Raw genomic sequence first — 25,125 nt, forward strand, 5'->3', positions numbered from 1 at the left:
AAAGTACATATCAATCTCCAATTTTAAAATTTCTATTCTGCTTTTTAGCAGAATGTTTCTTTTTTCCATCCAAACGCCTTTTTACGGAACCTTTAGTTGGTTTTGTATTCCTTCTAATTTTAACTGGTTCTAGTGCTTTTTGAATTAATTCGAAACATCGTTTAATTGCAACTTCTTTGTTTTGCAACTGACTCCTAGTTTCATCGCATTGCAAATGAAAAATCCCTTCATTATTAATTCTATTGCTTAATTTCTTTAAAACAATTTCTTTTTTCCTTTCAGTCAATAAAGAAGTATTAAGAACGTCAAAAAATAAATCAACTTTCGTAGATACCTTATTTACATTCTGCCCTCCAGAACCGCCGCTTCTACTTGTAGTAAATACTACCTCTTTATTTAAATCTTCTAATTGCATTATAGCTCAAAGTTAATCAAACCGTTTAACTATCAAATAAACCACTAGTGTAACTTTTAGCGATAGCTGTTCGTCCTTAATCTATATTTGGTTAATAAATTATACTACTATGGCTATATTAAAAATAGAAAACTTAACAAAAACATACCCTAACGGTGTAAAAGCATTAGATAACGTTAACATAGAAATTACAAACGGAATGTTTGGATTATTAGGTCCAAATGGTGCTGGTAAATCTTCTTTAATGAGAACATTAGCAACATTACAAGAAGCTGATGGTGGTTCTGTAATGTTAAATGATATTGATGTTTTTAAAAACCCTACCGAATTAAGAAAAACGTTAGGTTATTTACCTCAAGAGTTTGGTGTTTATCCAAAAATTACTGCAGAACAATTGCTAGATCACGTTGCAGTTTTAAAAGGTATTACAAATGGTAAAGAACGTAAAGAAATTGTAAATTATCTATTGAACAAAGTAAACCTTTATGAAAAAAGAAGCCAAAGTGTTAAAGGATTCTCTGGAGGTATGAAACAGCGTATAGGAATTGCTCAAGCTCTTATCGGAAAGCCTCAATTAATTATAGTTGATGAGCCAACTGCTGGTTTAGATCCGGGAGAAAGAAATCGTTTTCATAACTTATTAGCAGATGTAGGTCAAGAAGTAATTATTATTTTATCTACTCACATTGTTGATGATGTAAGAGAATTATGCTCAAATATGGCTATTATGAATTTAGGGAAGATTGTTTATCAGGGTTCTCCTATTACGGTTATTGATGAGTTAAGAGGTAAAGTTTGGCAAAAATCAATAGAACGAAGTGAAGTTGCTGATTATAAAACCAATTTTAATGTGATTTCTGATAAAATGGTTGCTGGAAAACCAATTATTCATGTTTTTGCTGATGCCAATCCTGGTTCTGGTTTTGAAAATGTAGAGCCAAACCTAGAAGATGTATTTTTTACGAAAGTGAATTTACAATCTTGATTTAAACCCATTTATATTCATACAACACAAATAATATAACGATATGTTTTTAGAGTTTTTAAAACTTGAAATAGATTCAGCCATTAGAAAACCAATGATTTACATTTTCTTTTTTGTAATGGCATTACTAGTATTTATGGCTGTAGTTAGCGATAATGTAGTAATTGGAGGAACAGTAGGAAACGTTTACAAAAATTCTCCTTATGTTATCACCAATTATGTGGCTATCCTCTCTATTTTTGGATTATTAATTGCTGCTGCTTTCTTTAATACTTCAGCATTAAAGGATTATGATAATAATTTTAGTGAAATATTATTTAGCACACCAATAAATAAAGCTTCTTACTTTTTTGGGCGTTTTTTTGGGGCTTTAATATTAGCTACAATCCCTTTACTTGGGGTATTTTTTGGTTTCCTTTTAGGTGCTGAATTAGGCCCGAAATTTGATTGGATTAGTGCCGACAGAATTGGACCTTTTCAATTCTCAACATTTATAAACAACTACCTACTTTTTATTTTACCCAACATGTTTTTTGCGGGTACTATAATTTTTGCTTTAGCCAATAAGTTTAAAAGCACCGTAATTTCTTTTGTAGGAGCATTAGTTATAATTATTGGATATATTATTTCAGGAACTTTATTATCTGACATTGACAATGAAACCATTGGAGCCTTAGCTGATACATTCGGAATTAGAGCTTTTAGTATTGATACTAAATACTTTACTCCAATTGAAAAAAATACTGTTTCTGTTAGTTTCTCAGGTTTACTTTTAATGAATAGAATAATATGGTTGGGCTTAGGAACATTAATTCTTTTAGCATCTTATTTTTCATTCTCATTTACAACTAAAAACAAAAAATCTAAAAAACTTAAGGCTTCTGTTAAAACTGACGAAAACACCAATTTAACTTTACCTGAATATAGTTTAAATTATGATTCGGGAGCTGGATTTAAGCAGTTTATCAGTTTCTTTAAGGTTAACTTAACTAGTATTATTAAGAGTACCACTTTTAAAATATTATTTGTTTTTAGTGCTATTATTCTTATTGCTAATTTATTAAATGGTTTTGAATATTTTGGACTTCAATCTTACCCATTAACTTACAAAATGATGGATTTAATTGATGGTGCCTCAGCTATTTTTGTAATTATAATTTTAGTCTTTTTTAGTGGTGAATTAATATGGAGAGATAGAGCAAGTCATATTAACGAAGTAATTGATGCTACCCCTCATAATTCATTTATTTCATTATTAGCAAAATCAGCATCATTAATTGTTGTTGCTTCAACTATCAACATCTTTTTAATTGTTATTTCAATTTGCTATCAATTAGTTACTGGTTATACCAATCTAGAAATAGGATTATATCTACAAAATTTCATCTACTCCTCACTTCCAACATACATTACTTGGGGGCTGATTCTGATTTTCATCCAAGTGTTAATCAACAACAAATACATTGGTTATTTTGTTTCTGTTATTGTGCTGTTTTTGTTAGATATTTTATTCTTGATTTTAGATATAGATTCTAACATGCTAAAAATTGGATCAACTCCATCTCTTACCTATTCTGATATAAATGGATTTGGAGCAGCACTAACCTCTGTTCATTGGTTTAATTTGTACTGGATTTTATTTGGTATTTTATTCTTATTAATTGCTGGCCTTTTATGGGTAAGAGGAACAGCGGGTAATTTTAAAAATAGAATTAAATCTATCAAAAAACACATTACTTCTAAATATGCATTAGGACTTACTATTGTAACCATTTTATGGGTTTCAACAGCTGGTTATGTTTATTACAATACACAAATACTAAACAAATACAAAACTTCTGACGAACAAGAAGAATTACAAGTTGAGTATGAAAAAACATATAAAAAATACCAAGGAATTATTCAACCTCAAATCACTAAAGTAAAATACCATATTGATATTTTCCCAAAGAAAAGAGATGTTTTAGTAAAATCGGTTATTACTATAAAAAACAACTCAAATTTACCTATTGATAGTTTACATTATACTATAGATGAATCATGGCACACTAAGATTCACATTCGTAATGGAAAGCAAGTATTTAATGATGAAAAATTTGGTTATCAAATATATAAATTAGATGAAGCTTTACAACCTGGTAAAAGTATGCGTTTGATTATCGAATCGAGTTACATTACAAATGGATTTGAAAACAATGTTAGCAATTTAAGTGTTGCTGAAAATGGAACATTCATTAATAATTTTGATGTGCTTCCAAGTTTTGGTTATAACGAAGCTTATGAGATTTCTGATAAAAATGATAGAAAAAAATTCGGGTTACCTGAGAAAGAAAGAATGCCAGAATTAGAAGAAAATTGCACTACTAATTGTATGTCTAATTACTTAACTAATGGCTCGGCTGATTGGGTTGAAGTTGAAACATTTATATCAACAAGTGATGATCAAATAGCTATTGCTCCAGGAACACTAGCTAAAGAATGGAAAGAAGGTTCAAGAAATCATTATCATTATAAAGTTGATCATCCTTCTCAAAACTTCTATGCTTTTATGTCGGGTAGATTTGAAGTAGCTCGTAAAAAATGGAATGGCATTGACATAGAAGTTTATTATGATAAAAAACATCCTTACAATGTTGAAATGATGCAAAATGCAGTTCAAAACTCATTGGATTATTACATAACAAACTTTGGCCCTTATTATCATAAACAAGCTCGTATTATTGAGTTCCCAAGATATGCTAGTTTTGCTCAAGCATTCCCAGGAACCATGCCTTATTCTGAATCTATTGGGTTTATTATAGATTTAACGGATGAAGATGAAAATAATGTAGTTGATGCTGTAATTGCTCATGAAATGGCTCATCAATGGTGGGCTCATCAAGTGGTTGGTTCTAAAATGCAAGGAGCGACTATGTTTTCTGAAAGTTTTGCTGAATATTCTTCGTTAATGGTGATGAAAAAGTCAACCAAAGACGATATTAAAATGAAAAACTTCTTAAAATATGATTTAAACAGATATTTAAGAGGAAGAAGCAGTGAGGTTGATAAAGAATTACCTCTTTACAAAGTAGAGAATCAAACTCATATTCATTACGGAAAAGGTAGTGTTATTCTTTATGCGCTTCAAGATTACATTGGAGAAGATAAGGTTAACAATGCTATGAGAAGCTTTTTAGAGGAATATCGTTACAGAAACCCTCCCTACCCTACTTCACTAGATTTTTTAAGGCATCTAGAACCTCAAGTTCCAGACTCTTTAAATTATTTAATTAACGATTGGTTTAAAGAAATTACCTTGTACGACTTTAGATTGATGGAAGCTAATTACACTAAACTTAGCAATAATAAATATGAAGTTACACTTGATATTGAAGCTAAAAAATTAAAAGCTGATACGATTGGTAATGAAATTGAACTTCCTCTTAATGAATGGGTTGATGTTGGTTTTTATAGTGCTTACGATGACGAGGAAAATGCTACTTTGATGTATCAAGAAAGAATGAAGTTTGATAAAGAAAAAATGAACTTAACATTTACACTTGATAGTTTACCTGTGAAGGCAGCAATTGACCCACGAAGATTGTTGATAGAACGAGTTTATAAAGACAATTTAAAATCACTTGCTGAGAAAAATTAATATTAGTTAATATAAAATTTGCTATGCAAGCATAATAATATATTTTTGCCGAAAATATATTTATGAGCAACATAGCACTAATTACATTCTTCTTAACATTTTTTTTGTGGTGGAGTTTAATATTATTATTTGAACGCTATATGGGTATGCAACCCCTAATAGCAAAAAATGATGCCTTTAATGAGCTGGATGATAAAAATAATACCGAACTAATCTATAGAAAAAGCTCAAAATCACTAGATAAAAATGGCGAATTCCGTATAATTTTAAAACCATCATTATACTTTGCTAAAGCTATTGCATTTTTTATGTTATTTATGATAGGCCTCTATCCTTTTATTGATGGCAACCCATCAGAATACGTTCGGTTATTTTTTAAATTTGATGAGTCAGTAATAAAGTTACCTTTTGTACAAATAGCTTCTGCCACAATTCTCTCTTGGTATTTATTTGAAATTATTGCGCTTATGCAATATTATAAAATTCAATGGTCAACAGTAATTCATCATTGGCTTACTGCTTTTGCTGCTATTATTGTATTGTTAGGCGTATTTACCCCTGCTGCTATATTATATGGAATTATTATGGTTGCATTAAGCTTTCCTCTTCCTCTACTACAAGCATCAAGGTTATTTATTGGGTTTAAACACCCCGTTTTTATTAAAAAGGCACATATAGTTTTAAGTAACTATTACAAAATTTTATTGATTATTTGCATTGGATTACAATTATTGATGCTTATTCATGGTATTACAACTGGAGCTTATAGTAATTTATATATAGCTACAATTATATTTTGTATTTGTGGTTGGTGTTATGATGACTTGCAAGTTGTTAAATCTCTAAAACATGGTGCTAAAAGAAAATATGCTCAATTGGATCTTCAAAAACTTAAATAACTTACAAGCTTTTTTTATGGTAATTATAAATCATAAAAAATACTTGTTTTAAGCGATCAAAATTGCATAATTTCGCAACCTAAATTATTTTGAATAAACATTAAAAAATATATCAAATGGCTGGGAACAGAACTTTTACAATGATTAAACCAGATGCAGTTGAAAAAAACTACATCGGTGGAATTTTAAAAATGATTAACGATGCAGGATTTAAAATCGTTGCAATGAAATACACTCAACTTTCAAAAGAGAAAGCTGGTGCATTTTACGAAGTACACAAAGAAAGACCTTTTTATGGTGAATTAGTTGAATATATGTCTTCAGGACCTATCGTTGCTGCTATTTTAGAAAAAGATAATGCTGTTGAAGATTTTAGAACATTAATTGGTGCTACAAATCCTGCTGAAGCTGCAGAAGGTACAATTAGAAAAATATATGCTGAATCTATTGCTGCAAATGCAGTTCATGGTTCTGATAGCGATGAAAACGCTAAAATAGAAGGTAACTTCCATTTTACTGCTGAAGAAATTATCGGATAATTTAACACTCTATCTAAAAAAAAGCCCCAACTAATGTTGGGGCTTTTTTTTATTTATTTTTGTAAATAAAAATGATTTAATGAAGTTAACTTACATCATTTTCTTTATTCTTTTTTCTAATTTTCTTGTTGCTCAAGACAAAAGTAATTGGAGCATCGAAGCTCATGGTGGGTTTCCTATAAACATTCCTTTACCTCTTAATATAAAGCAAGCTGGACACCCTGACATTAATTTTTCTGCTCATTTTAACTCAGAACCTTTTGTTCCTCCTATTTTTTGGGTGTACCGATTAAGTAAATGGAAAAACGATAAAGCATGGGAAATTGAAATGATTCATCAAAAATTATATTTAGAAAATACTACTCCCGAAATAGAGTATTTCAGTATTACTCACGGTTATAATATCATAACTTTTAACCGGGCTGTTAAGTTTAACTTATTTAAAGAAAATCAATTTATTTATCGTGTTGGAGCTGGAATTGTTTTAGCTCATGCAGAAAATAAAATAAGAGGAAAAGAATTAGACCAAAAACAATCTTTTTTTAACCAAGGATACTATATTGGAGGCCCTGTTTTAAACATTGCTCTAGCCAAGCAATTTAAAATTTCTTCAAGATTTTATTTTAATGCCGAAATTAAAAATAACACTTCATTTGCTAAAGTACCTGTAGTTGATGGTCATGCTTTAGTTTGGCACTCTGCATTTGAACTAATTGGAGGTTTAGGTATATACATCATAAAACCTTAAATGCGTTTGTTGATATTTTATTAAAACCTCATTCTCTCAAAATTAATTGCTACTAATTTATAAAGTAATTTAGTCAGTATATTTTCAAAAAGAAACACTATGAGAGAACTAATAATTATCGGTGCCATAACCTCTATTTTTTTCACCGCTTGTGTAGATAAAAATGAAACTGAAAAAACAACTTTTAACTATCCCGAAACTTATAGAGATTCTTCAATTATAGATGATTATCACGGACAGAAAATAACTGATTATTACCGATGGTTAGAAAATGAGAATTCTGATTCTACTAAAAATTGGGTTATAGCTCAAAACAAATTAACTTTTGACTACATCAATAAGATACCATCTCGTCAAAAATTATATGATGATTTAAAAGGCATGTGGAATTTCGAAAGTATTTCTACTCCTTCAAAACATGGTGATTATTATGTTTACTCCAAAAACGATGGCATTCAAAACCAAAGTGTTTTTTATATCAAAAAAGGAATGGATGGAGCTGAAGAAATTTTGTTAGACCCAAATACTTTATCAGAAGATGGCACTGTGTCTGTTTCTACTTTTTCAATTTCAAACGATAACAAATACTTGGCTTATGGTCTATCTGTTGCAGGTTCTGACTGGAAAGATTTTAAAGTAATGAATTTAGAAACTAAAGAAATGCAACCTGACTTTATTACTTGGGTTAAATTTTCTGGTATTTCTTGGTATGAAAATGGCTTCTTTTACAGTGGCTACACTCCTCAAAAAGATGAAAATAAACTAACTCAGAAAAATGAATTTGCTAAAGTTTTTTACCACAAATTAGGCACTGACCAATCTGAAGACAAAATCATTTTTGAAGACAAAGAACACCCTTTAAGGGGATTTTATGCTTCTGTTACTGAAGATGAAAAATACATTTCAATAGCTGCTAATGAAGGGACAAGTGGAAACATGCTCTACATAAGAGACTTAACTAAACCAGATAGTGAGTTTATTCAAGTAACTAACAATTTTGAAAATGATACTTGGCTAGTTGATAATTTTGGAGATAAACTATTGTTATTTACTAATATCGATGCTCCAAACAATAGAGTTATTCAAATTACATTAGATAATGTTTCTAAAGAAAATTGGGCTGATTTTATTCCAGAAAAAGAAACTAAACTAGAAAGTATTTCTGTTGCTGGTAATAGAATTTTTACAACCTACTTACAAGATGTTAGTTCAAAAATTGAAATATTAAATATCGATGGAACATACCATTCTGATTTAAAACTACCCGGAAAAGGAATTTGTAATGGTGTATATGGTAAAAAAGAAGAAAACACAGCTTTCTATTCATACTCATCTTATTTAAACCCTAGTACTAGCTACGAATTAAATGTTGAAACTCTTAAAGCTAAAGAATATTTTAAACCTGAAATAGATTTCAAATCAGAAGATTATATTTCTAAGCAAGTATTTTATACTAGTGCTGATGGAGAAAAAATACCTATGTTTATTAACTATCATAAAGACACTAAATTAGACGGAAACGCTCCATGCTTACTATATGCTTACGGAGGGTTTAATATCAGCGTTAAGCCAAGTTTTAGTGTTATAAATGCTGTTTTTATGAAAAATGGAGGCATTTACGCTGTTGCAAACATTAGAGGTGGAAGTGAATATGGAGAGAAATGGCATAAAGCCGGAATGCTTAATAACAAACAAAATGTGTTTAATGATTTTATTGCTGCAGCGGAATATTTAAAAGAAATCAAATACACTAGCACTGAAAAACTTGCTTTACACGGAAGATCAAATGGTGGTTTGTTAATGGGGGCAGTTATGACTCAACGACCTGATTTAGCTTCAGTTGTATTACCTGGAGTTGGTGTTTTAGATATGCTTCGTTACCACAAATTTACAATTGGCTGGGCTTGGGCTGTAGAATATGGAAGTAGCGACAATAAAGAACAATTTGATAATTTAATAAAATACTCCCCTTTACACAATATTAAAGAAACAAGTTATCCTGCTACTTTAGTTCTAACTGGAGATCATGATGATAGAGTTGTTCCTGCTCATTCATTTAAATTTATATCTGAATTGCAACACCAACAAAAAGGAGATAAACCTGTAATGGTTAGAATTGATGTAAATGCAGGTCATGGAGCTGGAAAACCTAAAGAAAAATCGATAGGTGAATGGGCAGATATTTGGGCATTTACTTTTCATAATTTAAATCATCCTCTTAAGTAATAAAATCGTCAAGTATTTTCTTTCCTTTGCAAAATGGAATTAAAATCGATTGTACTAAATAGAGATAAAGATAAATCGCTTGAACGAAAACACCCTTGGGTTTTTTCTGGAGCTATAAACAAAATAATAAGCGATACAGGTGAAGCTCCAAAAGAGGGAGAACTTGTTGAAGTTGTTAATGCTAAAAATAAATTTTTAGCATTAGGTTATTTTAGTGATGCTACAATTGCTGTTCGTGTAATTTCTTTTGAGAAAACAGTTATCAACCAAAATTTTTGGACAAAAAAAGTACAATCAGCTTTTAATGTTAGAGAAAGTTTAGGGTTAACCGAAAACCCAACAACCAACATGTATCGCTTAATGCATGCTGAAGGTGATGGAGTTCCTGGATTAATTATAGATTTTTACAATGGTACTGCTGTCATCCAAGCCCATACCCTAAGCATTTATAACAACATCAGTTTTATAGTCGAAGCCTTAAAAAAGGTTTATGGTGAAAAACTTATTGCCATTTATAACAAAAGTGCCGAAAGTTTGGCAAAACAAACCGATTTAAAAGTTGAAAATGAATACGTTTACCAAAATGGAGAAGTTAATTTAATTGGTACCGAATATGATTGTGACTTCAATTTAGATTGGATTAACGGTCAAAAAACAGGCTTCTTTTTAGATCAAAGAGAAAATAGAAAATTAATTGGTGAATTCTCAAATAAGAAGAAAGTATTAAATACTTTTTGTTACTCTGGTGGATTCTCTATTTCTGCTTTAAAAGCAGGAGCAAAAGAAGTTCATTCTGTTGATAGTTCTCAAAAAGCAATCGACTTAACAGATGCCAATGTTAAATTAAATAAACTAAAAAAACATAAATCTTTTACTTCTGACACTTTAGATTATTTAAAAGACAACACCATTGATTATGATGTTATTATTCTTGACCCACCAGCTTATGCTAAAAACCAAAAGGCTAAACATAATGCTGTTCAAGGATATAAACGATTAAATGCAATGGCATTAAAACAAATAAAACCAGGTGGTATATTATTTACTTTTTCTTGCTCACAAGCGGTAAATAGAAAATTATTTTACGACACCATTACAGCTGCTGCTATTGAAGTTGGAAGAAATATTAGAGTTTTACATCACTTATCTCAACCAGCTGATCATCCAGTAAATATTTATCACCCTGAAGGGGAATACCTAAAAGGCTTAGTGCTTTATGTGGAATAACTGACGTTTATCAAGTTATTAAACAAAAATGAGGAGTACTTTTGAGTGAGATTAAAACCTGAAAATGAAAAAGCTACTTTACCTCTTCCCTATTTTACTATTATTTAGTTGTAGCGAAGAAGAAAATCAATCTACTCAACCTCAAGTACAAAATTTAACTGAATCAGTTTATTCGTCAGTTACCATTCAACCTGACAGTATGTATCAGGCATTTGCTGCTGTAACTGGTATACTAGACAATATTTTGGTTGAAGAAGGTGATTTAGTAACTATAGGACAACCTATTTTACAAATAATAAACGCGAACCCTAAATTAAATTCTGAGAATGCTCGATTAGCCATGCAAATTGCTAAAAACAATTACAATGGTAAAAATCCAATTTTAAATGATTTAAAAAATGAATTAGAACTAGCCAAGCTAAAACTACAAAACGATTCTGTAAACTTTTTGAGACAACAAAACCTTTGGAGGGAAAAAATTGGTTCTGAAGCTGAATATGATACTCGTAAACTTCAGTTTGAAACAGCCAAACAAACTGTAAATACTTTAAAAAACAAATACAAAAGAACAACTACAGAGCTTGAGCAAAAATTAGAACAAGCTGCAAATAATTACGAAGCATCATTAACTCAAACGAAAGATTTTACGATAAAAAGTAAAATTAATGGTCGTATCTACTCTATTTTTAAAAACCAAGGTGAACTTATATCTATTCAACAACCCGTTGCCATGATTGGTAGCGCTTCAAAATTTATTGCCGAATTATTAGTTGATGAAGTTGATATAGCAAGAATTGAACTTAGTCAAAAAGTAATTATTACACTTGATGCTTATGGAAAGGAAGTTTTTGAAGCAACTGTAAAAAAAATATACCCTCAAAAAAACGAACGCTCTCAAACTTTTAAAATTGAAGCTGAATTTACTAATGAACCTCCTAAATTATACCCAGGGCTTTCAGGTGAAGCAAACATTATAATAGCAGAAAAAGTTAATGTCTTAACTATTCCAAAAACCTATTTAATCGATAACAATAATGTTAAAACTGATGATGGAATAATCGAAATTAAAACAGGATTAGAAAGTTTAGACAAAATTGAAGTTATATCTGGTATAGATAAAAATACTACCATTAATTTACCAGAAGAATAATGAAATGGTTCCTCATCATATTAAACATTTCTAAAACTCATCTTTTATCAAGAATTAAGCAAACTGCTATAGCTGCACTTGGAGTAACTTTTGGTATTGGAGCTTTTATTATTTTAATGAGTTTTATGACAGGGTTAAATGACCTGTTGGATGGATTAATTTTGAACAGAACCCCACATGTCCATATTTACAATGAGATTACACCAAACTTAAATCAACCTGCAACATTATATCAAAAATTAGCCGATAACATGAATGTTATCCATTCTATAAAACCAAAACAAACACAAGCAAAAATTCATAATGCGTTACCTATTATGAATTATTTAAACAACGATAAAAAAGTAAAAGGAGCTATTCCTCAAGTTAAAACTCAAGTATTTTATACTGCTGGAGCTATAGAAATAAATGGTGTGGTTACAGGCATAAACCCCATGGATGAATCTCGTTTATTTAATTTTAACAACTATATTATTGATGGAACACCTCAAGCTTTAAAAAATAACTTAAATGGAATATTATTAGGTGTAGGCGCTGCTAAAAAAATGTCTCTAAAAATTGGAGATAGAGTTCAACTTGCAACACCAAAAGGCGATTTAATTCCTTTAAAAATTGTTGGTTTTTTTCAAAGTGGTTTAGGAGAAATAGATAATATTCAAAGCTATGTAAATATTAAAACCGCTCAACGAATACTAGGCGAAAATTCAAATTACATTACCGATATTAATGTTAAGTTATTTGATATTGAAAACTCCGTTGCTATGTCGAAAGCGATATCAAGACAATTTAATCTAACTGCAATTGATATAAATACTGCTAATGCTCAATTTGAAACAGGTACAGATATTAGAAACTTAATTAGTTATGCCGTTTCGATAACCCTTTTAGTTGTTGCTGGCTTTGGGATTTACAACATCTTAAACATGATGATTTATGAAAAGATGAATGACATTGCTATTTTAAAAGCTACTGGTTTTTCTGGTTTTGATGTAAAAATGATATTTATAAGCCAAGCTTTAATTATTGGGTTTGTAGGAGGTATTTTAGGATTAATTATTGGATTTGGGATGTCTAAACTGATAGACTCTCTTCCGTTTGAAACTCAAGCTTTGCCAACAATAAAAACATTCCCTGTTAATTTTGACTATATGTATTATGTTGTAGGAATTTTTTTTGCAATGATATCGACTTTTTTTGCTGGCTATTTACCGGCTAGAAAAGCTCAAAATATTGACCCAGTAGAAATAATAAGAGGACAATGAATCCAGTACTTGAAGCAAAAAATATCAACAAATTTTTTAGAAAACCTGTTTTATTTCAGGCTCTTAAAGACATTAGCTTTAGCGTGGCTAAAGGTGAATTTGCTTCCATTATGGGTAAGTCAGGTTGTGGTAAATCTACCCTACTCTATATTTTATCTACAATGGACACCGACTACGAGGGTGAGTTATTTTTAAATGGAGAACTAATTAGTGGCAAAACAAAAAATGAACTAGCAACTATTAGAAATGAACACATTGGTTTTGTGTTTCAATTTCATTACTTATTGCCCGAATTTACAATATTAGAAAATGTAATGCTCCCTGCTAAAAAACTAGGTATAAAATCACTTGAAGAAATTGAGCATGATGCAATGGAAAAATTAAAGCTTTTACATATTGAGGAACAAGCACTTAAAATTGCCTCCCGTATTTCGGGAGGACAAAAACAACGAGTTGCCATTGCAAGAGCATTAATAAACAATCCAACCATAATTATGGGCGATGAACCTACTGGAAATTTAGATAGCCACAATGCTGATAATGTTTTTAACATTTTTAAAGAACTAAGAGAAGAACAAAAACTATCTTTACTTGTTGTTACTCATGATAAAGATTTTGCTGATAAGACAGATCGTATAATTGAAATGGGTGATGGTATGATTATTTAAATTATTATTAATAAGACCACTATGAAAGTAAAATATAGAAACATATTATTCCTTACACTGCTATCATTAATAACTCCTTTTATTGTAGCTCAGCCTTTTAATCAAGATGTTAGAGCTGAAATACTTGGCATAGCAAACGATACTGCTTTTATAACAAAAACTAACGAATGTTTAATCAATTATTATTCTTCCCAAAATCAGTTTGAGATAACCATTCCACCCGAATCATTTAAAAGTGGAAACGCATTTAAAGACAGTCTTTTTCTTCTTAACAACACTTCTCTAATTAGAATAATTGGAAAAGTAGACGGTAGTGTTTTTGATTTATTTAAAAATGAAAACTCTAATAAAAAAGATATCCTTGAAGGGGATGTTTATTTTAACAACAAAAAACTTCACGTTACTAAAGAATATCAAATCTATACCAGCCCATCAGTTCAACAAGGACGTAAAATAATTTATATCAACTTGCGATTTTATTTTGATCCTTCTTATTTTGACATAGGTTTAAATGGTTATTTTGAAAACCCTATGGAGTTTATAATTCAAGGGGGATATGTCAATCAAAAAAATTAAAAAGTAGCAACTAAAGCTTAAAACAATGGTTTTAGATTTTTTTTGCTAACACAATAAAGATTTTAAGGATAAAACAGACAATATTATTGAAATAGGTAATTGAACAATTATTTAATTACATTTGGATTAACATAATTTTAGAAAAATCCAAATGATAAAAAACATTATTAAAAGCTCGTTAATCCTATCTTCTACACTATTTTTTGCTTGTAGTGATGCACCCGAAAAAGTAGAAAAAATCGTTGATATTGACCCACTAATTCAACACATCGATTCCTCTTTTAAAGCAAGTGATGACTTTTTTATGTTTGCTAACAACACTTGGTTTAAGCAACACCCTATAAAAGCTAGTGAAACTAGTAATGGCATTTTTAAAACCATTGACGATTCTGTAAATGCAGCTATCAAACAAATTTGTATAAAGTCATCGCAAGCTAATGCTGTAAAAGGTAGTAACGAACAAAAAATTGGTGATTTATATAAAAGTAGCATGGACACTATTCTACTTGAAGAGCTAGGTATTACTCCAATTCAAAATGAACTTAATACAATTGACAACATCAATTCTTTAGAAGAATTACCTCAATTAATTGCGCATTTAAATACAATTGGTGTTTCTCCTTTATTCCATTTTTGGATTGGACCTGACGACAAAAACAGTAGCTTAAATAGAGGTGCATTATGGCAAGGAGGTTTAGGCTTAGGCGAGCGAGACTACTACTTAAACACTGACGAAAGAACGGTCAAGATTAAGAATGAATATGTAGCTCATATTCAAAATATGTTTGAATTATTAAAATTTGAAGAAGCTGAAGCTAAACTAACTGCTAACTCTATTTTAAATATAGAAACCGATATAGCAAAAATTAGCAAAAGCATGGAAGCATTAAGAGACCCTTATGGTAACTATAATTTAATAGCGACAAGCAATTTAAAAACAAATTTTAGCACTGATTTTTGGCAAAACCTTTTACAAGCATGGAATTTAAATTCAATGGACTCCTTAATAGTTGGTCAACCTAGCTTTTTTAAAGCCCTTACTCCTATTTTAAACAAATACTCAATTGCAGAATGGAAAAATTACTGCAAATGGTTTTTAATTAGCGATTATGCAAGTTATTTATCTAAAGATTTTGCTGATGAAGATTTTCACTTTTTTAGCACTGTTTTATCTGGCGTAAGTGAGAAAAAACCTAGATGGGAAACTGCTGTAAATGAAACCAATGAAGCTTTAGGCGAATTAATTGGACAAGTATATGTAAAAGAATATTTACCGGCAAACACTAAAGAAAAACTAAAAGAGATTGGCGAAAATATTAGAACGGTTTATGCTGAGCACATTAAAAATTTAGATTGGATGAGCGAAGAAACTAAAGCAAAAGCATTGGTTAAACTGGCTAAAATAAACATGAAGGTTGGTTACCCTGACAAATGGAAAGACATGAGTGCTATTGAAATTAAAAGTGATGAATACTTAATGAATATATTGCATTTAAACGAATGGGAATTTCACAGAATGCTTGCTAAAAACGGACAGCCAGTTAACAAAGATGAATGGGGAATGTATCCTCAAACTTATAATGCGTATTACAGCCCATCGTTTAACGAAATTGTAGTACCTGCTTGTAATATAATTGTACCGGGCTATGAAGGTAAAATGCCTGACGATGCTATTTTATATGGTATAATTGGTGGCTCTACTTTTGGACACGAAATTACCCACGGTTTTGATGATGAAGGAAGTTTGTATGACGAAAACGGAAACTTAAACGATTGGTGGACTGCTGAAGACAGAGAAAAGTTTGAAGCAAAAACACAATTAATAGTGGAACAATATAGTGCTTACACCGTGCTAGATAGCATGCACATTAAAGGTGATGCTACACAAGGTGAAAACATTGCCGATTTAGGTGGTGTAACTATGGGGATTGAAGCATTTAAGAAAACCGACCAATACAAAAACAATATAATTATTGGAGGAGTAACACCTATGCAACGTTTCTTTTTGGGGTATGGTTTTGCGTGGATGGTAAACCGAAGAGACGAAGCGTTAGCTCACAGAGTAATGACCAATGTACACTCTCCTGCAAAATTTAGAGTAAATGGAGTGGTAAGTAACCTTACAGAATTTTACGAAGCATTTAACGTTAAAAAAGGCGATAATATGTACCGTAACGAAGATATTAGAGTTAAAATTTGGTAGAAATATAAAATTAACATTTTGAACAAACCAATGACAGTAATTGAAATAGATAGAATTATTGAAATGGCATGGGAAGACCGAACACCTTTTGAAGCAATTAAAATTCAATTCGGTATTTCGGAACCAGAAGTAATTAAGCTAATGAGAAAAGAGCTTAAATTAAACTCCTTTATACTTTGGAGAAAACGAGTTCATAATGGAACAAGTCAAAAGCATTTAAAAAAAAGAAGTGAAGAAATTACCCGCTTTAAATGTTCAAGGCAAAGGAGTATATCAAACAATAAAATTTCTAAACGTTAATTAGATATATAACAAATTTAAGAACTACACGACAACATAGAACAACCAACTTTTGTTCTTGCCCATTCTGGTCGTTTGGCAAACCATTTTTGTGCTTCTGGCTGTTCGTTGTAAGGTTTTTCTAAAACAGTAAACAACTCATCTACAATACTATAATCATCTTTATTTGCAGCATCAATTGCGAGTTGTGCCATGTAATTTCTTAGCACATATTTAGGGTTTATTGTATCCATTAATTGCTTACGCTCATCATCTGTAGCTGTTTCTTCTTGCAAACGTGCTACATATCTTTTCATCCAATCTTTCCAAAAAAACAACACTTCTCCTTTCAATTCTTCAGGTTTGTAAAAGGCATCCATTACCTCAGCTAAAAAAGTCAACTCATCTTTTACAGGTACTTCCAACGTTTTAGAAACAGTTGCCAAGTTTCTAAAAAATATGGTCATGTCTGTTTCTGTTTTTGCTAAAACCGTTTCTAAATCAGTAATCAGCTTCGCATTTTCTGTATTTTGGGTAGTTAACCCTAGCTTGGCTTTCATCATACCTAAATACTTAGCCGCAAAAGTTGTTTTGTAGTTTGCTAAAATCTCTTCTAAGGGTTCTGCTTCTTCTATTAAAGGGTACAAGGCATTGGCTAGTTTTAATAAGTTCCACAACCCAATATCGCCTTGGCTTCCAAAACGGTATCGTTTGTGTTGGCTATCCGTAGTATTTGGTGTCCAGCCTTTATCATAACCTTCTAACCAACCATAAGGTCCATAATCTATCGTCAACCCTAAAATTGACATGTTATCGGTATTCATTACCCCATGCACAAAACCTACCCGCTGCCACTCTATTATCATATCGAGCGTTCGTATACTTACTTCTCTAAAAAACTGAATATAACCTGTTTTGTTTAGTTCACAATTCGGATAAAAGTTCCGTAAAGTATAATCAACTAATATTTTCAAAGTTTTATGATCTTGCCGTGAAGCAAATATTTCGTAGTTCCCAAAACGTAAAAAAGACGGTGCAACACGAGTTACGATTGCTCCTTTTTCGTAAGCAGGATTGCCATCGTACAAAATATCTCTCATTACCTCATCACCACTTAAACACAAAGAAAGAGCTCTTGTAGTTGGCACACCTAAATTATGCATTGCCTCGCTACACAAATACTCACGAATAGATGACCTCAACACTGCCAATCCATCTGCAGTTCTTGAATAAGGTGTTTCTCCTGCTCCTTTTAGTTGAATTGTCCATTGCTTATTGTTATGCAATACTTCAGCTAAATTAATTGCTCTACCATCTCCTAACTGTCCAGCCCAATGACCAAATTGATGACCTCCATAACACATTGCATAAGGTGTTGTGTTGGGCAATAATTGGTTACCAGTAAAAACGTTTAAAAATTCTTGGCTTTGGGTTTCTTCTTCTGTAATTCCTAAAAGATTTGCTACGCTTTTAGCTACATGAATAAACTTTGGTGCTTTAGTTTTGGTTGGAGAAACATAAGAATAACAAGCTTCAACAACTTGTCTTCTTGAGTTTTCAGTAATTGAATCGCTCGGAAGTTCTTTTACAAATGTGTCTTTAATGGTTATGTTCATTAAACATCTTGCTTGGTGTAGTGTGCATTTTCAATTAAAATATCCATGCTCACTACTTTTAAGGTTTTTTCATTGGTTGCTTCTAAAACTACTTTTGGTGCAAATCCAGCTTTATGTGCCTCTAAAAAACGTTCAGCACACAAACACCATTTATCCCCAGCTTTTAAGCCTGGAAAACCCCAATTTGGATGTGGCGTAGTTAAATCATTACCTACTTGAAGTGAAAATTCTAAAAATTCTGCCGTGGTAACCACACAAACTGTATGCATACCTAAATCGGTATCATCAGTATTACAACAACCATCTCTAAAATAACCTGTTAACGGGGTATTGCTACAAGCAATTAAAGCTTCTCCAAATACATTATATTGTTCTTCCATTATAGTCCGTTTAAAAGGTTTGTTAAATCAGCATCAGAGATAGAACTCAACTCAACATCCATAGTTGTTGCTCCATTAATAGTTGTTTCTGTATAATAAAAATACATATCTCCAGGAGATTTCATTCCCATTAATATTATTTTAACATTAGATCCATTTGGGATAGCTCCCGAAACAGAACTGTAAACCTGCATCACTGTTTTTGTATCTGGAAAATAAATAAAAATACCAACATTGGTTAGCACATCTGTATCAGATGTAAAAGCAATTGAACTACCTCCACTACCTGCAATTTTACCACAATTTAACCACCCTAACAATGGAATATCTCCTTTATAACCATAAGCATCAGTAGAAAAAGTTGAAGCAACAGCCGTTGTCACACCCAACCCTGCAACATTATCAGTCCAATCTACAAAAGTGCCATTATCCACACCATAAAACTTACGCATATCTGATTGAGGAGAAGCATTTGGCATCATTGTTTGATAATAACAATATGGTCTCAACACCAAATCTTCACCATTTTTAACAGCTCTTACTCTAATTTCTCCATCGGTAGCTAATAAACTACCTGCTGCTATAGTTGGCATTTGCCAGTAAATCATATCTTTAGGAGTGTAAAGTTCAACTAGCTTAACCGTAAATGGATAAGAAACACTATCTCCATTTGCAAAACGTAAACAATCTTTACCCATTAACAATCTTGTACCTTGGTTACCTGTAATTGTATCACTTGAAGGTCCAGTAATTTCAAAGGACTGCTCCTCTTGTTTTTTACTATCCAAATAATCGTTTATAGGTTGATATTCATTTTTACTTTCTATTCTGTCTTTTTTACAAGCAGAGAAACTAAAAATCAAAGCAATTGCAGTTGTAATTAAAGCTATTTTTTTCATTGTATCATCATTTTTTAATTATAAGCAGGGCAAACTTTACCACCACCTCTTCTACCTCCCGTTTGTGGGCCTCCACTACATCCAAAAATGTATAGCAAGCCTAAACGCAAGTGAGTTTCCATGAATTTCACATTATATCTATACTCTAAAAACGGTCTCAAACACTTATTGGTTGTAACACCAATACCTGCTTCTGCATTCCAGTTAGTTGGCTCAGCTCCTTTCATTGAAGATTCATCAAAATTACTCCAACGATTGTAGCCAGCATGACCAAGTAAATAATAAGTTAATTTATTACCTCTTCGTATTTTATACTCAAGCCCCATGCCTATAGTATATTCAGTTATCTTACCAAACCCAGGGTAATAAGTAAATTGTGGAACGAAACTAATTGTTCTGTTAGGAAAAAAGTTTGCTCTTGCACCAAAGCCAAAACTCTCAGTTTGAAAGTTATACATTGCAGAAGCACCCAAACCAAAGTTTTGTGCATTCAAAACTAAAGATGAAGCTACAATTAAGAAACCTAAAATAACTTTTTTCATATTTTCAAAAATAACGAAACACATTAAGCAAAAGCTATTCCATTTTTAAATGATACTAACATTTATTTCTTAACTCTAACACTTCAACTACATCTTTCAATTTGAAGCCTTTAGCTTGAAGTAAAATCAAATAATGAAACAACAAATCGGCACTTTCATCCAAGAACAAATCATCATTATTATCCTTTGCTTCAATAACAACCTCAACAGCTTCTTCACCAACTTTTTGAGCTATTTTATTCATTCCTTTTTCAAATAATGATTTCACATAAGAGTTCTGATCATCACTTTCCTTTCTAGTTTTTATAATTCCTTCCAATTGATTTAAGAAACTTATACTTCCCTGATTTATTTCTCCCCAACAGGTATCTGTTCCTTTATGGCAAGTCGGCCCTTCTGGGTTTACTTTTATCAGCAAAGTATCATTATCACAATCATTTTCAATTGATACTAAGTTTAAAAAATTACCACTCTCTTCTCCTTTCACCCATAAACGACCTTTGCTTCTACTATAAAAAGTAACCTTATTCGTTTCTTTTGTTTGCTTTAACGACTCTTCATTAAAATAACCTAGCATTAACACTTTAAGTGTATTAGCATCTTGTATAATTGCAGGAATTAATCCTTGTTTATTTAATTTTAGTTCCATATTTTAAAATCTTACTGCTATATTTTTTCTACTTAATTCTTGTTTTAATTCTTTTATCTCCACCTCTTTAAAATGAAAGATACTTGCCGCAAGAGCAGCATCAACATTACTTTTTTCAAAACAATCTACAAAATGCAGAATATTTCCCGCCCCACCAGAAGCTATAATTGGAATATTAACTAAACTATTCATTTTTGCAAGAGCATCATTTGCAAAACCAGATTTAGTACCATCGTTATCCATCGAAGTAAAAAGTATTTCACCAGCACCTCTTCTCCCTACTTCTTTTGCCCATTTAAACAAATCAATCTCAGTAGGCACTTTTCCTCCAACTAAATGCACTTTCCATTCTCCATCAATTTGCTTAGCATCTATAGCTACAGCAATACATTGCGAGCCAAATTTATCAGCTAGTCGGTTTATTAAATCAGGATTTTTTACAGCTGCAGAATTGATAGAAACTTTATCTGCTCCTGCTTTTAGCAATAAGTCAACATCTTCAACAGATGAAATTCCACCACCAACAGTAAAGGGAATATTTATTGATTCACCAACTCTTGATACTAATTCTAGAAGCGTTTTTCTTTTTTCTTCAGTCGCAGTAATATCTAAAAAAACCAGCTCATCAGCACCTTCTTTACTATAAATCTTAGCTAACTCCACAGGATCTCCAGCATCAATTAAATCAACAAAGTTGACCCCCTTTACAGTTCTTCCATTTTTAATATCCAAACAAGGTATTATTCTTTTTGTCAACATGGTTTAATTATTATTAATAATAAATTTCTCTAATTCTTTCAAGGTTATTCTACCCTCATAAATAGCTTTACCTATTATCGCCCCATATATTTTTTTCTCCCACAAAGCATCTAAATCAGCTATAGAAGCAACTCCTCCACTTGCTACTAAATTTAAATCAGGGAATTCGCTCATCATTTCTTGATATAACTCAAGAGAAGTTCCTTCTAACATACCATCTTTGGCTATATCAGTGCATATTACAGTATTTACCCCTAAATCTTTATAACTTTCTATAAATGGAAACAAATCTAGCTTTGTTATCTCTTGCCATCCACTTACAGCAATCATCCTATTTGAAACATCTGCTCCTAAAATAATTTTATCGGGACCGTATTTTTTTATCCAAGACTGAAACAATTTTGGGTTTTGCACAGCTATACTTCCTCCGGTAATTTGATTAGCCCCAGCATTAAATGCAATTTCAACATCCTTGTCGGATTTTAAACCCCCTCCAAAATCAATTTTAAGTGATGTTTTAGACGCTATCACCTCTAAAACCCCACTATTCACTATCTGACTAGATTTAGCTCCATCTAAATCAACTAAATGCAAATACTCTATTCCACTTGCTTCAAACTGTTTTGCAACTTCAAGAGGATTTTCATTATAAGTTACTTGCGTTGAATAATCTCCTTTTGTTAATCTAACACATTTTCCACCGATAATATCTATTGCTGGTATTATTTTCATTTTTTTATAATTCTAAAAAGTTTTTCAATATCTGTTCTCCTGCATCACCACTTTTTTCAGGATGAAACTGACAGCCGTAAAAATTATTTTTATTTATAGCTGAAGAATAACAACCTCCATAATCTGCTTGAGCTATAGTTTCTTTTGCTAACGGAACGTAATAACTATGCACAAAATACATAAACTCTCCTTCCTCCACCTTATTAAACAAAGGAGTTTTTAAGTCTGATATATTATTCCATCCTATTTTGGGAATCTTATTTCCTTCCTTAAACTTCAACACATCCAAATCAAAAATACCCAAACACTTTGTCTCTCCTTCTTCTGAAAAATTACACATTAACTGCATACCCAAACAAACCCCTAACACAGGTTGCTTTAGCTGGGGAATTAATAAATCCAACCTTTGCTCCATTAACTGACACATTGCAGATTTAGCATGCCCTACACCTGGAAATATAACTTTATCAGCTCGTCTAATCTCTTCTTCATTACTACTAAGCTTAGCTTTAAACCCCAATCGCTTAAGTGCAAACATTACTGACTGAACGTTTCCTGCTCCATAATCTATTATTACTATTCTCATAACTACAAAACACCTTTAGTTGACGGTAACTGCATATTATTTACATCTCTCTTTTTTGCCATTTTAATTGCTTTTGCAAAAGCTTTAAAAATAGCTTCAATTTTATGATGCTCATTTACACCCTCAGCCTTTACATTCAAGTTACATTTAGCTCCATCAGTAAATGATTTAAAAAAGTGAAAAAACATTTCTGTTGGCATTTTGCCTACCATCTCTCTTTTAAATTCAGCCTCCCATTCCAACCAATTTCTACCCCCAAAATCAATTGCGACCTGAGCCAAGCAATCATCCATAGGTAAGCAAAACCCATAGCGTTCAATTCCTAGTTTATTGAACAACGCTTTATTAAACACTTCTCCTAAAGCGATTGCAGTATCTTCAATAGTATGATGTTCATCTACCTCTAAATCTCCCTTTACCTTAACCGTTAAATCTAGATTGCCATGCCTTGAAATTTGCTCTAACATGTGATCAAAAAACACAATTCCTGTTGATATATCTGAAACACCCTTCCCGTCAAGGTTTAATCGAATTAAAATATCTGTTTCATTGGTTTTCCTTGAAACTTCAGCTGTTCTATCTGCTAATTTTAAAAACTCATAAACCACTCTCCAACTATCTGTTTTCAATACTTCAACATCTTTCTTATTGTAATTTAAAATCTCATCGTTACTTAATAATATTCCTTTTGCTCCTAAATTATCTGCCAACTCAATATCTGTTAATCGATCGCCAATCACAAAAGAATTTTTTAAATCATAGCTCCCATTCATATAGGAAGTAAGCATTCCTGTCTTAGGCTTTCTTGTTGATGCATTATCTGCAGGAAATGATTTATCAATCAACACTTCTTTAAAACAAACCCCCTCATTTTCAAAAGCTTCAACAACCTTGTTTTGAGCTGGCCAAAAGGTTTCTTCTGGAAAAGAACTAGTCCCTAATCCATCTTGATTAGTAACCATAACCAATTCAAAATCCAACTCTTCTGCAATTCTACTCAACCACCTAAAAGCCCCTGGGTAAAACTCTAATTTTTCCAAACTATCTAACTGATAATCAACAGGCGGTTCAATAACTATAGTTCCATCTCTATCAATAAATAATACCTTTTTCATAATCTCAACTATTTATTTTATTTAATGCATTTAACAATATTTCATTTTCTTGCTTTGTACCAATTGAAATACGAACACAGTCTTTACACAATTTCTCGTTGGTTCTATTTCTAATTATAATCTGCTGATTCACTAACTCATCATAAACCCAATTAGCATTTGTAGTTTTCACCAATAAAAAATTAGCTTCACTTGGATAAACTTTCTCAACATAGTTTAATTTCGATATCTCTTTAGAAAGATTTTCTCTCTCTTGAATAACTTCTCTCCTATAACCTAAATCAACATTTTCTAATAAATCAACTGCCTTTTGTTGTGTAAGCACATTTATATTATAAGGTGGTTTAATTCTATTTAAAACAGTTATCACATCCTTATTCGCAAAGCACATTCCCAACCTAATTCCAGCCATACCAAAATATTTTGAAAGTGTTTGTATAACAATTAATTGATTATATTTATTTAAACTTTTAATACAACTATTTTTAGTTGAAAAATCAATATAAGCTTCATCTACAACCACTAAACAATTTGTATTATTCAAAACCTTTTCTATTACATCTAACTCAATAGAATTACCCGTTGGATTATTAGGCGAACACAAAATAATCAGTTTTGTATTTTTATTTGTTGCCGCAATAATTTTATCGGCATCTAAACTAAAATCTGATTCATAAAGCACCTCGTTTGCTAGAACATCATTTAAATTAGCTAACACCTTATACATTCCATAACTTGGAGCAGTAATTACAATATTCTCTTTTTTAGGCTCACAAAAAGCTCTAAACAACAAATCCAACACTTCATCACTACCATTACCTAGCAAGATGTTCTCATGCAAAAGATGCTTTTGACTTGCAATTACTTCTTTTAATTTTCTTTGATAAGGATCTGGATACCGATTAACACCATTTGAATATGGATTCTCATTTGCATCCAAAAAAAGTCCTTCAACCCCATCAAACTCATCTCTAGCTGAAGAATACGGCTTCATTGCCAACACATTCTTCCTAACTAATTTATTAATATCCAT

The 25,125-nt window shown here is 31.4% G+C and carries 24 protein-coding genes; 13 read left to right on the forward strand and 11 right to left on the reverse strand.

The window, feature by feature from the left end; all coding sequences use genetic code 11:
• Positions 1-10 precede the first annotated feature (10 nt).
• Complete coding sequence (gene arfB / locus FRY74_RS05905; RefSeq protein WP_147099560.1) at positions 11-415, reverse strand: alternative ribosome rescue aminoacyl-tRNA hydrolase ArfB; 405 nt, start codon at positions 413-415, stop codon at positions 11-13.
• Between the two features lie 109 nt (positions 416-524).
• On the opposite strand from arfB, the gene FRY74_RS05910 reads away from it, so the two are divergent.
• From FRY74_RS05910 to FRY74_RS05970, 13 genes are all read left to right on the forward strand, one after another.
• Positions 525-1,400, forward strand: a complete 876-nt coding sequence (locus FRY74_RS05910; RefSeq protein ID WP_147099562.1) for an ABC transporter ATP-binding protein — start codon at positions 525-527, stop codon at positions 1,398-1,400.
• A gap of 43 nt (positions 1,401-1,443) precedes the next feature.
• Entirely contained in the window at positions 1,444-5,037 is a 3,594-nt protein-coding gene (locus FRY74_RS05915; protein ID WP_147099564.1) for an ABC transporter permease/M1 family aminopeptidase, read from the forward strand.
• A 62-nt stretch (positions 5,038-5,099) separates the two neighbouring features.
• Complete coding sequence (locus FRY74_RS05920; RefSeq protein ID WP_147099566.1) at positions 5,100-5,936, forward strand: hypothetical protein; 837 nt, start codon at positions 5,100-5,102, stop codon at positions 5,934-5,936.
• Positions 5,937-6,052: 116 nt separating this feature from the next.
• A complete protein-coding gene (locus FRY74_RS05925; protein WP_147099568.1) occupies positions 6,053-6,475 on the forward strand; it encodes a nucleoside-diphosphate kinase in 423 nt (140 codons plus the stop codon).
• Between the two features lie 79 nt (positions 6,476-6,554).
• Complete coding sequence (locus FRY74_RS05930; protein WP_147099570.1) at positions 6,555-7,223, forward strand: hypothetical protein; 669 nt, start codon at positions 6,555-6,557, stop codon at positions 7,221-7,223.
• 99 nt (positions 7,224-7,322) lie between these two features.
• Entirely contained in the window at positions 7,323-9,449 is a 2,127-nt protein-coding gene (locus FRY74_RS05935; RefSeq protein WP_147099572.1) for a prolyl oligopeptidase family serine peptidase, read from the forward strand.
• Between the two features lie 33 nt (positions 9,450-9,482).
• Positions 9,483-10,676, forward strand: a complete 1,194-nt coding sequence (locus FRY74_RS05940) for a class I SAM-dependent rRNA methyltransferase (RefSeq protein ID WP_147099574.1) — start codon at positions 9,483-9,485, stop codon at positions 10,674-10,676.
• 64 nt (positions 10,677-10,740) lie between these two features.
• On the forward strand, positions 10,741-11,826 hold the full coding sequence (locus tag FRY74_RS05945) for an efflux RND transporter periplasmic adaptor subunit (protein WP_147099576.1): 1,086 nt from the start codon (positions 10,741-10,743) through the stop codon (positions 11,824-11,826).
• Positions 11,826-13,088, forward strand: a complete 1,263-nt coding sequence (locus tag FRY74_RS05950) for an ABC transporter permease (RefSeq protein ID WP_147099577.1) — start codon at positions 11,826-11,828, stop codon at positions 13,086-13,088. Before FRY74_RS05945 ends, FRY74_RS05950 begins: the two co-directional genes overlap by 1 nt.
• Positions 13,085-13,756: an ABC transporter ATP-binding protein gene (locus FRY74_RS05955; protein ID WP_147099579.1), complete on the forward strand. Its 672-nt coding sequence runs from the start codon at positions 13,085-13,087 to the stop codon at positions 13,754-13,756. Before FRY74_RS05950 ends, FRY74_RS05955 begins: the two co-directional genes overlap by 4 nt.
• 21 nt (positions 13,757-13,777) lie before the next feature.
• Positions 13,778-14,332: a hypothetical protein gene (locus tag FRY74_RS05960; RefSeq protein ID WP_147099580.1), complete on the forward strand. Its 555-nt coding sequence runs from the start codon at positions 13,778-13,780 to the stop codon at positions 14,330-14,332.
• Between the two features lie 151 nt (positions 14,333-14,483).
• The gene (locus FRY74_RS05965) at positions 14,484-16,535 is read left to right on the forward strand and encodes a M13 family metallopeptidase (RefSeq protein ID WP_147099582.1); all 2,052 of its coding nucleotides are present in this window, start codon (positions 14,484-14,486) and stop codon (positions 16,533-16,535) included.
• A gap of 30 nt (positions 16,536-16,565) precedes the next feature.
• Complete coding sequence (locus FRY74_RS05970) at positions 16,566-16,835, forward strand: TIGR03643 family protein (protein WP_147099584.1); 270 nt, start codon at positions 16,566-16,568, stop codon at positions 16,833-16,835.
• A gap of 17 nt (positions 16,836-16,852) precedes the next feature.
• Here FRY74_RS05970 and FRY74_RS05975 read toward each other — a convergent pair whose 3' ends face one another.
• The 10 genes from FRY74_RS05975 to hisC are packed head-to-tail and all read right to left on the reverse strand — an operon-like array spanning position 16,853 to position 25,125.
• Entirely contained in the window at positions 16,853-18,430 is a 1,578-nt protein-coding gene (locus tag FRY74_RS05975) for a protein adenylyltransferase SelO (protein WP_147099586.1), read from the reverse strand.
• Entirely contained in the window at positions 18,430-18,810 is a 381-nt protein-coding gene (locus FRY74_RS05980) for a DUF2237 family protein (RefSeq protein WP_147099588.1), read from the reverse strand. The genes FRY74_RS05975 and FRY74_RS05980 overlap by 1 nt, the downstream gene beginning before the upstream one ends.
• The gene (locus FRY74_RS05985) at positions 18,810-19,709 is read right to left on the reverse strand and encodes a hypothetical protein (protein ID WP_147099590.1); all 900 of its coding nucleotides are present in this window, start codon (positions 19,707-19,709) and stop codon (positions 18,810-18,812) included. Before FRY74_RS05985 ends, FRY74_RS05980 begins: the two co-directional genes overlap by 1 nt.
• Before the next feature lie 14 nt (positions 19,710-19,723).
• The gene (locus FRY74_RS05990; RefSeq protein WP_170227964.1) at positions 19,724-20,251 is read right to left on the reverse strand and encodes an outer membrane beta-barrel protein; all 528 of its coding nucleotides are present in this window, start codon (positions 20,249-20,251) and stop codon (positions 19,724-19,726) included.
• A gap of 55 nt (positions 20,252-20,306) precedes the next feature.
• Complete coding sequence (gene hisIE, locus FRY74_RS05995; RefSeq protein ID WP_147099595.1) at positions 20,307-20,900, reverse strand: bifunctional phosphoribosyl-AMP cyclohydrolase/phosphoribosyl-ATP diphosphatase HisIE; 594 nt, start codon at positions 20,898-20,900, stop codon at positions 20,307-20,309.
• Between the two features lie 3 nt (positions 20,901-20,903).
• Complete coding sequence (hisF, locus tag FRY74_RS06000) at positions 20,904-21,659, reverse strand: imidazole glycerol phosphate synthase subunit HisF (RefSeq protein ID WP_147099596.1); 756 nt, start codon at positions 21,657-21,659, stop codon at positions 20,904-20,906.
• Between the two features lie 3 nt (positions 21,660-21,662).
• Complete coding sequence (gene hisA / locus FRY74_RS06005) at positions 21,663-22,391, reverse strand: 1-(5-phosphoribosyl)-5-[(5-phosphoribosylamino)methylideneamino]imidazole-4-carboxamide isomerase (RefSeq protein WP_147099598.1); 729 nt, start codon at positions 22,389-22,391, stop codon at positions 21,663-21,665.
• A 4-nt stretch (positions 22,392-22,395) separates the two neighbouring features.
• Positions 22,396-22,977: an imidazole glycerol phosphate synthase subunit HisH gene (gene hisH, locus FRY74_RS06010; RefSeq protein ID WP_147099600.1), complete on the reverse strand. Its 582-nt coding sequence runs from the start codon at positions 22,975-22,977 to the stop codon at positions 22,396-22,398.
• A 2-nt stretch (positions 22,978-22,979) separates the two neighbouring features.
• On the reverse strand, positions 22,980-24,092 hold the full coding sequence (gene hisB, locus FRY74_RS06015; RefSeq protein ID WP_147099602.1) for a bifunctional histidinol-phosphatase/imidazoleglycerol-phosphate dehydratase HisB: 1,113 nt from the start codon (positions 24,090-24,092) through the stop codon (positions 22,980-22,982).
• A 4-nt stretch (positions 24,093-24,096) separates the two neighbouring features.
• Complete coding sequence (gene hisC / locus FRY74_RS06020) at positions 24,097-25,125, reverse strand: histidinol-phosphate transaminase (RefSeq protein ID WP_147099604.1); 1,029 nt, start codon at positions 25,123-25,125, stop codon at positions 24,097-24,099.

Source organism: Vicingus serpentipes (genome assembly GCF_007993035.1).
Lineage (GTDB): Bacteria > Bacteroidota > Bacteroidia > Flavobacteriales_E > Vicingaceae > Vicingus > Vicingus serpentipes.